The sequence below is a fragment of the Pseudaeromonas sp. HNCC25DJ180 genome (assembly GCF_055413345.1).
Genome location: NZ_JBVAYF010000012.1, coordinates 88,776 through 101,510, shown reverse-complemented (window position 1 = coordinate 101,510; position 12,735 = coordinate 88,776). Strand labels below are relative to the sequence as shown.

Genomic DNA, 12,735 nt, shown 5'->3' with positions numbered 1-12,735 from the left:
AAATTGAGTATTGTCAGGCCGTGCAATAGATCAGCTAGCGGGGCAGGAGGGCATCCCCGCCAGTTCGGCGAGGGAGTTGTTGTTGACGATAGTGACGTATTTACCCTTCACCTTGATAAGCTCCAGCTTCTGGAAGCGTCCCAGTAGGCGGCTGATGGTTTCGACCGTGAGGCCCAGATAGTTGCCAATATCGCCACGGGTCATGGAGAGGCGGAATTCGCGGGCGGAAAAGCCCCGTTCGGCAAAACGGGTGGAGAGGTTATACAAGAAGGCGGCCAGTCGCTCTTCCGCATTCTTCTTGGAGAGCAACAAGATCATCTCCTGATCACCCATGATTTCATTGCTCATCAGCCGCATGATCTGCTGACGCAGCTTGGGCATCTTACCGGAGAGATCATCCAGTATGTCATAAGGGATCTCACAGACCATGGAGGTCTCCAGGGCCTGGGCAAATGAGGGGTGCTGCTGGCGATGGATGGCATCAAAGCCCACCAGATCGCCAGCCAGATGGAAGCCGGTGATCTGCTCATCTCCCTGCTCTGTGATGGTGTAAGACTTGATGGTGCCGGAGCGAATGGCATAGAGGGATTTGAGCTCGTCGCCAGCCTTGAATAGGGCTTCACCCTTCTGAATAGGCTTCTTGCGCTCAATAATATTATCGAGTTGATCCAACTCGTTGTCATTCAAACTGAATGGAATGCAAAGCTGACTGATGCTGCAATCCTGACAATGGATGGCACACCCGCCTAACTGCACTCTTTTGCCAAGTTTCTTATCCGGGATCATAGAGCTCATCACGTAGAAATTGATTTTTATCAAACTATTTTAACATCAATGGATCGAACTGAATAGAGTTAGCGCTGTATCAAGGTAAGGTGCAAATTTGGTGCGTGAGGTGGGATCAATAGAATCCACTGATGGGGAGAAAGACGCATGTTGGTGCAAGCTTGGACTCTTCTGTTTCGCTGACGTGATAAAGCAGCCATAAAAAAGGCCTGCAGTTGCAGGCCTTTACTGGTTGCAGTATGAACTAACCTTAATCGGCTTTGAGTGCCTCGTTGTGCACACCCATGACGGCACGGCCTGAGGGGTCGGCCATCAGCTTGAACTGTTCATCCCACTCCAATGCCTTGGGCGTGGAGCAGGCGACAGACTTGCCGTAAGGCACGCAACGGGCAGCTGATTCCAGTGGGAAGTGCTCTTCGAAGATGGCGCGATAGAAGTAGGCTTCCTTGGTCAACGGGGTGTTGATCGGGAAGCGGAACGCGGCCGCTTCAAACATCTGGTCGCTCACTTCGTTTTCAACATGCACCTTCAGGCTATCGATCCAGGAGTAGCCCACGCCATCGGAGAACTGCTCCTTCTGACGCCATGCCACTTCCTTAGGCAGGTAGTGCTCAAAGGCCTCACGCAGCAGGTGCTTCTCGATCTTGCCGTTGCCACACATCTTGTCCTTAGGATTGAGGCGCATGGCCACATCCATGAACTCCTTGTCCAGGAAGGGTACACGGCCTTCCACGCCCCAAGCCGCCATGGACTTGTTGGCACGCAGGCAGTCATACATGTGCAGCTGGGAGAGCTTACGCACTGTCTCTTCGTGAAACTCCTTGGCATCAGGAGCCTTATGGAAATAGAGGTAGCCACCGAACAGCTCATCGGAGCCTTCACCGGAGAGCACCATCTTGATGCCCATGGCCTTGATGTAGCGAGCCATCAGGTACATGGGGGTAGAGGCACGAATCGTCGTGACGTCGTAGGTTTCCAGGTGATAGATCACATCACGCAGCGCATCCAGACCCTCTTGCACCGTGAAGGTGATCTGATGGTGGATGGTCTCCAGATGGTCGGCGACTTTTTGCGCCGCGGCCAGATCCGGTGAGCCCTTGAGGCCTACGGCGAAGGAGTGCAACTGGGGCCACCAGGCTTCTGACTTGCCATCATCTTCCACACGACGAGCCGCATAGCGCTTGGTGACGGCAGAGATGATGGAGGAGTCCAGACCACCAGAGAGCAGCACACCGTAGGGTACGTCACACATCAGTTGACGCTTGACCGCGTCTTCCAAGGCATCGCGCAGCGCCAGTTTGTCGGTGACATTGTCCTTGACGTTGTCGTACTCCATCCAGTCCCGCTCATAGTAGCGGGTAAGCTCGCCGTCTTTGCTCCACAGGTAGTGTCCTGGTGGGAACTCTTGCACGCTCTTGCAGACTGGGGTCAGCGCCTTCATTTCGGAGGCAACATAGAAGTTACCGTTTTCATCGTAACCCATGTACATGGGGATGATGCCCATGTGATCACGGCCAATGAGATAGGCGTCTTGCTCGGCATCGTAGAGGATGAAGGCAAAGATACCGTTGATCTCATCCAAAAAGGCCGGACCCTTTTCCTTGTACTTGGCCAGGATAATTTCGCAATCCGAGCCAGTCTGGAATTGGAAGTCGACAGTCAGTGTCTTTTCCAGTTCCTTGTGATTATAGATTTCGCCGTTAACGGCCAGGACGTGAGTTCGTTCAGGGTTATAGAGCGGTTGCGCACCATTACCCGGATCCACGATAGAGAGACGCTCGTGAACCAGAATCGCCTTGTCGGTGCTATAAATACCGGACCAGTCAGGGCCGCGGTGACGCAGACGCTTGGACATCTCCAACGCAGTCTTGCGCAAGGCTACTGCATCGGACTTGATGTCCAGAATACCAAAAATAGAACACATGCTTCCTTTATCCTCGAATAGTTGGGCCCCACGTTGGCCCACTTGTCCTTTTCATTCCTCACCCGCCAATCTGCCAGAGGGCGCCAACCCTCTGCAAGCAGAAATGTCAGTTTCGGGTCATTGAGGGCCAAGAATGGTGCGAATGGCTGGAAAATAGACGTCTTAAATCAGATCTATGTCAGCCACAGACTCGAAGATGTGATTAGGACGAAACGGTACCTGGTCGATATCACTCATCTTGCTGACGCCCGAGAGCACCAGCACAGTCTCCAGACCCGCTTGAAATCCGGCCAAAATATCGGTGCGTAGATTGTCCCCTATGATGATCGTGCTCTCCGAATGGGCCTGCATCTTGTTCAGCGCGGCGCGGATGATCCAGGCACTGGGTTTGCCCACATAAAAGGGCTGTTTGCCAGTCATGCGCTCGATCGGGGCACACAAGGCCCCACAGGCCGGGTACATGTGGGGTCCGTGAGTGTCCGGGTTGGTGGCAATAAAGCGGGCCCCACGGGCCACAAATTGGGCCGCCAGCTGGATCATGTTCCAGTTATAGTTTCGGGTTTCGCCAACTACCACAAAATCAGGATCTATATCCGTGATGCTAAAGCCTGCCATGTAGAGCTCATGAGTAAGCGCCCCTTCACCCACCACATAGACTTTGCGCCCCTCCTGACGAGTGAGGAAGGCCGCGGTGGCCATGGCCGAGGTATAGAAGCACTCCTCCGGAACATTGACCCCTGCCGCCTGGAAACGGTTTTGTAGATCTTTGGGGGTTTGGCCCGGATAGTTGGTGAGAAAGAGCAGGGGTGTCTCTTGTTCAATCAGTCGGTGCACAAACTCATTGGCTCCCGGGATGAGCGTATTATTGTGCAGGATCACGCCGTCAATATCGCAGATGACACTTCGCTTGTTACTCAAACAACACTCCTCAGCAAGAGATAATCGATACTCGCTGTTTGTAACTGGCTGGGGAGGGCATTGCAAGACAAACCAGAGGCGTCATGAGCGCAATATCTCCATGCCTCTGTGATTGAGCGCGATTTTTACCTGGTTTCGAAGCCGAATCTCGATTTAGTCGAGGTTTTTCCCGTGACATCCACCTACAATTGGCCGCTTTTATTTATGCCTGTTGGCGCTGAGTTGTGTGGGGGAGTGTTGAATGAACAGGTTTGTTGCCGGGTTGCCTAAAGTTGAGTTGCATCTGCATATCGAAGGGACGCTCGAACCTGAGTTACTGTTTACCCTAGCCAAACGGAATGGGGTGGTGCTGCCCTATCCTGATGTGGTGACGCTGCAGGCGGCCTACCAGTTCACTGATCTGCAATCCTTCCTCGACCTCTACTATCAAGGGGCGGCCGTGTTGCAAAAGGAGCAGGATTTTTACGATCTCACCTGGGCCTATCTGGAACGTTGTCACCAAGATAAGGTGCTGCATACCGAGATCTTCTTTGATCCGCAGACGCACACAGAGCGCGGCATTTCCTTGGCAACCGTTATTCACGGTATTCAGGCCGCTCTGGAGCAGGCGGAGCAGCAGTATGGCATCACCAGTCGCCTGATCCTCAGTTTCTTGCGTCATCTGAGTGAGGAGTCGGCCTTTGCCGTGTTGGAGCAGGCCATGCCCTATCGGCAACTTATCCACGGCATCGGGCTTGATTCCTCCGAGCTGGGTAATCCCCCGGAAAAATTTGCCCGTGTCTTTGCCAAGGCCAAGTCACTGGGCTTTCGCCTGGTGGCCCATGCCGGAGAGGAGGGGCCTGCCAGCTATATCTGGGATGCCTTGGATCTGTTGCATGTGGATCGTATCGATCATGGTGTGCGCAGTAGTGATGATCCCTTATTGATTGCGCGTCTGGCTGCAGAGCGGATGCCACTAACCGTCTGTCCGCTCTCCAATGTCCGTTTGCGTGTCTTTTCGGATATGGCACAACATAATATTCTGGCGCTGTTGGATAAGGGGCTCTGCGTCACTGTCAATTCCGATGACCCGGCTTATTTCGGGGGCTATATGGGGGCTAACTACCAGGCCTTGGTGGATCACCTGCAGGCATCCAAAGAGCAGTTACGGCAGTTGGCACTCAATTCTGTCGAAGCCAGTTGGTTGGATGAGAAGGCCAAGCAGGCATTAGCACAGCAAATTTTGGCTTACGTCTGAGTCAACACGAATAGGCCCGGGCAGATGATCTTGCTCGGGCTTTTCTTTATCATGCCAGGCGTCACCTCTTTCATCTGCTACGGATTTTTCATGTCGATATCTCGCGATCCGGTTTTTGATCATCGCTTTCAGTGGGCGTTTCTCCATCCTAAACATGGGTTAACCTGGCTTAGTCTGGGTCTGCTGGCGCTGCTCTCCTGGCTGCCAGTCAGATGGCGTGACGCCATGGCGGGCAGTTTTGCACCTTTGGTGATCCGTTTTTCCAAGAAGCAGTGTTACATAGCGCGCACCAACTTTGAGCTCTGTTTTCCCGAGTTAGATGAGGTGGGGCGTGAAGCCCTGCTCCTGGATTCCATCAAGGTTGGACTCAAGACCTTCTTCGCCTTCGCCGAAGCTACCTTTTTACCGCGAGCCCTATTCCTGCGGCGCTTCAAGTTGCAGGGGTGGGAGCATGTGGCGCCTGTGTTGGCGCAAGGGAAACCGGTGATTTTCATGATCCCTCACTCCTGGGCCATCGACATGGCCGGGCTCTATCTCACAGCTCAAGGCCTTACCATGTGCACCATGATGCACAGTGCCAAGAATCCGGTGTATGACTGGTTTATCAATCGGCAACGGGCCTGCTTCGGCGGCAAGGTGTATGAGCGCAGTAGCGGCATCAAGCCGGTGATCAAGTCCATGCGCGATGGCTTTCACTTCTTCTATTTACCCGATCAGGATCATGGGCCAGAGGCCAGCCTGTTTGTGCCATTTTTTGGTCAGCCCAAGGCGACGCTGCCGGCACTGCCCAAGCTGGTCAAATTGACGGGCGCCACCGTATTCCCGCTGTTTTGCTCGTATGATCAGCGATCACGCCGTTATGAGCTCATCTTCCGTCCGGCATTGCAGCCCTACCCGACAGACGATCTGGTGGCCGACACGCGTAAGATGAATGAGGAGATTGAGATCTTGCTGGAGCCGCGCCGTGAACAGTACATGTGGTTTCTCAAGTATTTTCAGACCCGGCCGGAAGGGGGGAGTGAAGGCTTCTACGAGGCGGGTATCCGCAAGATACGCCAGCGGCAATAAGTTCTCTTAAAGCAGGGATGCAGGGTGAAGATCGACGGACTGGAGGATAAGCCGACCCGCTTGCTGGTGGAGGCTTTGGTGGCGCAACCCAGCATTAAGGCTCGCAAGCGTTGGGCCTTGATGCAACTGACCCTGTGGCAAGAGCAGGGGTGGGTGGAGGCGTTGCCGGAACTCGGCTGCTATCAAGCCACCAGAGCCGGACGTTATCATCTGCAACAGGCGCTACTAGAGCACGCGTTGTTAGCTCGGCCAGATGCCGAGAGCGCTTTGCAAACCTTGGCCTTGGAGTTGCCTGCGCGTTGCCACCGCCATGTACTGGCGGCGCTGCTTAAAGGTGGGCGGCAGCATGCCTGGTCTGAGCTCGAGCTTGCTGCCCTGGTCGCTGAGGGCACTCAGCCGGTGCAGGACGGACTGCTCAGGTTGCGAGGCTATGGCCACTTTTCACTCTTCTTTGCCCAGGGTGAACTGTTAGATGCTAGGCCGCAGCTTGCGTTACTCGGCGAGCTGATCCTGCCTGAGGCTGCGCTACAGCGCCTGCACAAGGTGTTGTGGCAGGAGCGAGCCCCCGCGCGGCTCATCACAGTGGATAGCCGGGCTGCCTTTGTAACCTTGGCGCCTGCCGCCGACGAGTTGCTGCTGCTGGCCCCTGCTGCCCATACGCAACTGGCCGAACAATTTCTCTTGCGATTAACACCCGGCTTTGCCTGGGGGCATCTGTGTGACTGGCATCCGAAGGCGTTGGCCCAAGCCATGGCGTTAGCCGAGCGGCTAAAGCGTCCCTTGCGGTTGCCGTTACCCCAAGATGTCAGCCAACTGGCTGCCTGTTATGGCCGCCCTTTGGCTGCTGATGTGGCTTGGGATGAGATCAAGTTACCCTCAGGCTTGCAAAATTTATTGGCGCCGCTTATCAGCCAGCAACTGTGGTTGGAGCAGGAGAGTCTGGTGCTGTTTTCTAGCCATCAACTCTCGGGGGAGAATGTATGACTCAGATGTGGGTTATCAGAGGCAAAAATCATTTTTTACCACCCCGTTGGGTGGTATAACTGGCTGGCGCGCCCGTCTGGTGCGCCCTATTGACGCCCAGGTCCTCGACTCGGCCTGCCGCCATCGATACAAACCAAGCAAAGACAGGGACAAACATGTTTGAAAAGGTAACAGCTGCACCCGCCGATCCCATCCTGGGTCTGACCGACGAGTTTCGAAATGACACCCGTAGCCACAAGATCAACCTGGGTGTAGGGATCTACAAGAATGATGCTGGTGACACGCCCATTCTCAATTGTGTCAAGACGGCTGAGCAGATCCTGCTGGAAACCGAGAAAACCAAAAACTACCTGAGCATCGAAGGCAATGCCGACTATGGCCAACTGGTGCAACAGTTGCTGTTTGGTGCTGACAATGAAATTGTCACCAGCAAACGTGCCCGTACCGCACAGGCGCCCGGTGGTACTGGTGCTTTGCGCATCGGCGCCGAGTTTCTCTCCCGCCAAAAGTTGAGCCGTAAGGTCTGGATCTCCAATCCTACCTGGGTAAACCACTTCCAGGTATTTGGTGCCGCGGGTCTGGAAACCGGTGAATATACCTATTACAGCCCGGCTACGCGTGGCCTGGATTTTGAGGGCATGTTGAGCTCTTTGGCTGCCGCTAAAGAGGGGGATGTGGTCCTGCTGCACGGCTGTTGCCATAACCCCACCGGCATAGATCCCACTATGGAGCAGTGGGAAGCGCTGGCCAAGTTCTGCGCCGAACGCAAACTGCTGCCCTTCTTCGATTTCGCCTACCAAGGCTTTGCTCGGGGGGTCGATGAAGATGCCGCAGGCTTGCGTCTGTTTGCCCGCTACAATCGGGAATTGTTGGTCGCTAGCTCCTTCTCGAAAAACTTTGGTCTCTACAATGAACGGGTTGGTGCCATCACTCTGGTGACTGAGTCAGATAGTGTTGCCGGTGTGGCCTTTAGCCAGGTGCGGGCCGCGATCCGAGCCAACTACTCCAACCCGCCAGCTCATGGTGCCGCTGTCGTCACCACAGTGCTCAAGGATCCGACTCTCAAAGCCCAATGGGTGGCCGAGGTGAAGGAGATGCGGGACCGCATATGGCAAATGCGTGAGCTCTTTGTGGCCAAGTTGAAGAGCCATGGCGTCAGCCAGGACTTCAGCTTTATGACAGAGCAAAATGGCATGTTCTCCTTCTCTGGTCTGAATAAGGAGCAGGTGGCGCGGCTGAAGAATGAGTTCGCTGTCTACATTGTGGGTTCAGGGCGCATTAGCGTGGCAGGGATCACCAGTGGCAACATAGATGCCCTGTGTCAGGCCATCGCCAAGGTGATCTGAATTTGAGCACTAAACAAAAAGGCGCCATTAGGCGCCTTTTTTACATCTGTTTCCCGACTAAGCTCGGTGTGTGTCAGCGTGGTTATTGCTGGGATATGACCCAATACTGAAACGCCTTGCGTGTATCGCCATTAGCCTGGTTATACCAGTATTTAAGCATCTCAAGCGCCTGGGTATTCTTATCCAGGGTTTGCCCTTTGGCGGTTGTTTGCGGTGTGATTTGTGCTGCTGCGGCAACGGCTGCTGTGCCCGCCACGGCTTGAGCTGTGACCTGGGGGGCCGCTGCTTGGCCTGCGGGTTGCGCGAAGGCTTTACCCATGGCGATCAGCTCTTCTTGATAGTTGCGGCCTATTTGCAGGCCCTCTTTCTTTGGCATCACGAAATAGTCAGCCTTTACCGCATGCCCAGTACGCTGGTCGATAAACTGCAGCTTCTGTTGCTTCAGGTATTGCTCTGCTGCGCTGTAACTGCGTGGATAGCTAAACTCGATGGCCAGTTGTTGATCTTGTTTGGTGACCAGGTTGATGACAACAGGCTCGCCGCTGAGCAACCGGCTTTCGCTCTGATCCTTGAAGGTCCCTTCGAAACGGATCACCAGTTGGTGCGGGCCAGGCGAGAGAGTGAGGGATGAGCGAGAAGAGAAGAGATCATTGCTAACCGGCTTGCCATCCAGCAGGTAGGCCACATAAGGGTGCGGTATGGCAATGGCGGTCGCAGCCCAAGCGCCGATGGCAAACAGCAGGCTCCCGACTCCGATGAAACAGTGTGTCAAGCGCATCGTCTCTCCTTAAATATATTTTTGGCGTCGAACTGATGACGCCTGGCCATTCTTGCAGCTTTACCCTGTCCCAGCAACAGAGAGCTAGTAATAGTGGATGGCGCGTTGAGGCAAAGGGATCAGGGCCTCAGGCGTGGATGGAACGCTGACACAAGGGAACAGGGTCTCAATAGTGGATGGATCGACGGAAAGGGGGCAGGGCATCGAGGAGCCCCTTGCCGTAGTGACGGGTGACCAAGCGACGATCCAGCAGGACTATCCGGCCGCTGTCCCCCTCCTTGCGGATCAGTCGGCCGCAGGCCTGGATCAATTTGCGTGAGGCATCGGGCAGGGTGATCTGCAAGAAGGGATTGCCGCCCTTGCGCTCGACCCACTCGGCGAGCGCCGCTTCAATAGGGGAAGTGGGAACGGCGAAGGGGAGCTTGGTGATGATGAGGTTAGTCAGTTGGTTTCCCGGCAGATCCAGCCCTTCAGAGAAGCTGCCTGTGCCCAGCAGTATGCTGGGGGTGCCGAATTCACAGCGGCTCTTGTGTAAAGTTAGCAGGGCCTCGCGCGATGCTTCGCCTTGCACTAACAGCGTATGGCCTAGGGCGCGCAGTCCGCTGGCCACCTCCTGCATCTGCCAGTAGGAGGCAAACAGGATCAGTGTTGCCAATTGACCATCCAGAAAATCGGGCAGCCGCTCGATGAGCGCCAGGGTGTAGCCGGGATCGCTCGGTTCACAGGAGATGGTTGGGATGAGTAGCTCAGCCTGCTGGTAATCAAAGGGGGATTTCAGCCTCAGGTAGCGAGTGCCATCCTCAGACCCCAATCCGGCTTGTGCCCGGAAGTGATCGAAGCGGTTCAGGGCTGTCAGGGTGGCCGAGAGTATGATCGCGCCCTGGCAGCGTGACCAGAGCTGTTGTTGTAGCCAACCGCCCATCTCCAGGGGGGCGGCATGGAGGGTCAGCTCCTGGCTCGCCTCCTCTTTGACAATCCACTTGGCAATCGGCGGGGTATTACCTGTACTGCGGTAGAGGTGCCATAACTCTTGCATCTGCGTCACTCGATTCAGGGCATATCCCAGTTCGGCGAGTAACTGCTCCTCGGCAGGTTGACGGCCTTTCCCCTCCTTGATCGACTCGGTCAATGCCTGCTGGCAGCGTTCCAGATTGCGAGCCAGCTTGCGGGTTTGCTCTGCCAGGCTGGTCACCAGTTCAGCCAAGGGTGGAGCCAGCGGCTCCATGGGGAAGCGGTGGTGGGGATCTTCTTTAAACCAAGCGGACTGGCTGTTGATCAGGCTAACGAGCTGCTTGATATCGTGCTGGCAGGCATAGACCTGATGGCTGATCTCTTCGACGGCACGAGCCAAGTGACCATTTTGCACTATTTTTGCTGCACTTTCCCCAAGATGGGGCATCTTGGTGAGCCAAGCTTGGCTCGCTTGCAGGTTGCAGAGGGCTGCGCCCTGATCCCGTGCAATAGTTGGTAGGTGGTGAGCTTCGTCAAGAATATAGAAACACTCCTCGGGGGGCGGTAGCACCACGCCGCCCCCCAAGGCCAGATCCGCCAGCAGTAGCGCATGGTTCACGACCAGGACATCCATCTCATCTAGCCGGCTGCGAGCGTGATGGAATGGACACTGAGCATGGTGGCCGAGGATGGGATTACAGTGATGTCGTTCGGCGGCTATGCTCTGCCAGAATGCCTCGTCCAACTGGGTTGGCCAGCTATCTCTGTCGCCACTCCAGCGTCCTTCATTATAGGCTTGCCACAGCTCACGGTATAAGGCGCTCTGCTCCGGGCTGGGGCGCACCGTCAGCAGCTCACTAAAGGAGAGTTGCTGCTCTTGGGCCGTTAGATCAGCCAGCCGTTGGACGCAGCAGTAACGCTGACGTCCTTTGACTAAGGTAAAGCTGAATTCGGTGGCGCTAAACGAGCGGAAAAAGGGCAGATCCTTATGGATAAGCTGCTCCTGTAGGGAGAGCGTGGCGGTGGAGATGACCAGCTTCTTGTTCAGCTGTTTGGCACAGGGAATGGCAGCCTGGGCGTAGGCCAGGGACTTGCCTATGCCGGTGCCGGCTTCGGCCACCAGAATGCGTTTGTTACTGGCATATTCGCCGCACAGGGTCTTAACTATCTCGGCCACCAGAAAGTTTTGTTCCTTTCTTGGCATGAAACCTGCTAGTTCTTGACCCAGCTTCTGATAACTCAGCTTGACTGCTTTTTTGATCGGATCGGGGATCATCGATGACTCTCTGGCCGGGGTGGGTAAGTATAGCGAGTTGTGAGCAGGCTAACAAAAATCGTGGCGATTTTGAGAGAGTGAGGCAGTTGAATCTCTGTGCTAAACCCATGGTTATGGCCAGAGAAACAGCATATGGCGTTGAATGCTAACCGAATATGCTGCTGACAACGAGGAAACAGAATAGTTCACTTTTTTCTGTTGCTCGCCTCACATTTTGTATGCTAGTCTCAAAATTGAGTGGCGGAAACGCTACTACCACAGGGAATAACAAGGACTTAGTGATTAATTACAGTAGGCAAACGATTATGAAAAAGACTCTTCTTGCAGTAACCATTCCAGCTCTGTTTGCAGTATCCGCCAATGCGGCCACCGTCTATGAGAAAGATGGCCAAAAGTTTGATGTATATGGCCGTGCCCAAGCTAACATCGCCGACAAAGAAGCGGCTCGTTTGAGTGGTTTTGATAAGACTGCAGAAAAGACCACCTTGATCGGTACTGGTCGTATTGGCCTGAAGGGCACTACCGCCATCAACAGCCAGGTTTCTGCTTTTGCCCGTGGTGAATGGCATGTCAATGCCGAGCAATCTTCCGCCAACAATGATGCTCAAGCTGGCGATAAGGGACAAAATTTCTACGCTCGTCACCTGTATCTAGGTTTTGACGGTGGTCAAGCCGGTAAGGTCCTGTTCGGTCAGACCGACACCGCCTTCTATGACACCCTGGCGGCGACCGACTTCTTCAACGATTGGGGTGATGAGTCATACACCTCTGGTCGTCAAGAAGGGCAGGCTATCTATAGCGGCTCTTGGGGTGGCTACCGTGCCTCTGCCGGTTACCAGTTTGCCGATGCCTCTCAAGGCCTGAGCAATGCCTATAACGCCAGCCTGGGTTATACCTTCGGTTTTGGCATGGGTGTCGGTCTGGGCGCTGAAAGCCGTAACTTTGATCAAAATGTAGGTAGCAACACCAACCTGGATTCTAACAATCGTTGGGCTATCTCTACTTCCTACGGTACCCAAGGCGCTCCTGGTTTCTATGCAGCCGGTTTGTACACCGCGGCCACCAAGACTTACTACGCTGGTGCTGCTGATACCGATGAGCAAGGTTGGGAGCTCTATGGCTCTTACACCACAGAGAACAAGTGGACCTTCATGGGCGGCTACAACCGCTACTACCAGAAGGATCAAGGTGCTGATGTGACCGGCTATTATGTTGCCGATGCCCAGTATAACTTCACCAGCAACTTCTTCTCTTATGTTGAGTACCGCATTGAAGATGGTAAGTCCGCAGGTGTAGATAACAACGACGCCGTTTCTCTGGGCGCTCAGTACAACTTCTAAGAGCCATACCGATCAGGTTGTAGCACCATACAACTCGTCAAGGGCAGCCATAAGGCTGCCCTTTTTTCATTCAGATAAGTCTACTAACTGGCCGATTTCCCTGTGCGCCACGACTTCCTCACCGCAA

The 12,735-nt window shown here is 54.7% G+C and carries 10 protein-coding genes; 5 read left to right on the top strand and 5 right to left on the bottom strand.

The window, feature by feature from the left end; translation table 11 throughout:
- Positions 1–30: 30 nt before the first annotated feature.
- From ACZYTD_RS12400 to ACZYTD_RS12390, 3 genes are all read right to left on the bottom strand, one after another.
- Positions 31–786 (bottom strand): FNR family transcription factor, encoded by a 756-nt coding sequence (locus ACZYTD_RS12400; RefSeq protein ID WP_463892437.1) that lies wholly within the window; start codon positions 784–786, stop codon positions 31–33.
- A gap of 250 nt (positions 787–1,036) precedes the next feature.
- The gene (asnB, locus tag ACZYTD_RS12395) at positions 1,037–2,710 is read right to left on the bottom strand and encodes an asparagine synthase B (protein ID WP_463892436.1); all 1,674 of its coding nucleotides are present in this window, start codon (positions 2,708–2,710) and stop codon (positions 1,037–1,039) included.
- A 162-nt stretch (positions 2,711–2,872) separates the two neighbouring features.
- Complete coding sequence (locus tag ACZYTD_RS12390) at positions 2,873–3,628, bottom strand: HAD-IIA family hydrolase (RefSeq protein WP_463892435.1); 756 nt, start codon at positions 3,626–3,628, stop codon at positions 2,873–2,875.
- 241 nt (positions 3,629–3,869) lie between these two features.
- On the opposite strand from ACZYTD_RS12390, the gene ACZYTD_RS12385 reads away from it, so the two are divergent.
- The 4 genes from ACZYTD_RS12385 to ACZYTD_RS12370 all read left to right on the top strand — a co-directional run bounded on the left by ACZYTD_RS12385 (position 3,870) and on the right by ACZYTD_RS12370 (position 8,263).
- Complete coding sequence (locus ACZYTD_RS12385) at positions 3,870–4,865, top strand: adenosine deaminase (RefSeq protein WP_463892434.1); 996 nt, start codon at positions 3,870–3,872, stop codon at positions 4,863–4,865.
- Positions 4,866–4,955: 90 nt separating this feature from the next.
- Positions 4,956–5,933 (top strand): lauroyl-Kdo(2)-lipid IV(A) myristoyltransferase, encoded by a 978-nt coding sequence (gene lpxM / locus ACZYTD_RS12380; RefSeq protein ID WP_463892433.1) that lies wholly within the window; start codon positions 4,956–4,958, stop codon positions 5,931–5,933.
- A gap of 24 nt (positions 5,934–5,957) precedes the next feature.
- Positions 5,958–6,917, top strand: coding sequence for a hypothetical protein (locus ACZYTD_RS12375; protein WP_463892431.1), 960 nt, complete (start codon positions 5,958–5,960; stop codon positions 6,915–6,917).
- Positions 6,918–7,072: 155 nt separating this feature from the next.
- Positions 7,073–8,263 (top strand): amino acid aminotransferase, encoded by a 1,191-nt coding sequence (locus ACZYTD_RS12370; protein ID WP_463892429.1) that lies wholly within the window; start codon positions 7,073–7,075, stop codon positions 8,261–8,263.
- Between the two features lie 82 nt (positions 8,264–8,345).
- Here ACZYTD_RS12370 and ACZYTD_RS12365 read toward each other — a convergent pair whose 3' ends face one another.
- Together ACZYTD_RS12365 and dinG are read right to left on the bottom strand one after the other, a co-directional pair.
- Complete coding sequence (locus ACZYTD_RS12365) at positions 8,346–9,041, bottom strand: YccT family protein (protein ID WP_463892428.1); 696 nt, start codon at positions 9,039–9,041, stop codon at positions 8,346–8,348.
- A gap of 166 nt (positions 9,042–9,207) precedes the next feature.
- A complete protein-coding gene (gene dinG, locus ACZYTD_RS12360; protein WP_463892426.1) occupies positions 9,208–11,268 on the bottom strand; it encodes an ATP-dependent DNA helicase DinG in 2,061 nt (686 codons plus the stop codon).
- Positions 11,269–11,573: 305 nt separating this feature from the next.
- Here dinG and ACZYTD_RS12355 point away from each other — a divergent pair, with 305 nt between their 5' ends.
- Positions 11,574–12,608, top strand: coding sequence for a porin (locus ACZYTD_RS12355; protein ID WP_463892424.1), 1,035 nt, complete (start codon positions 11,574–11,576; stop codon positions 12,606–12,608).
- Positions 12,609–12,735 lie beyond the last annotated feature (127 nt).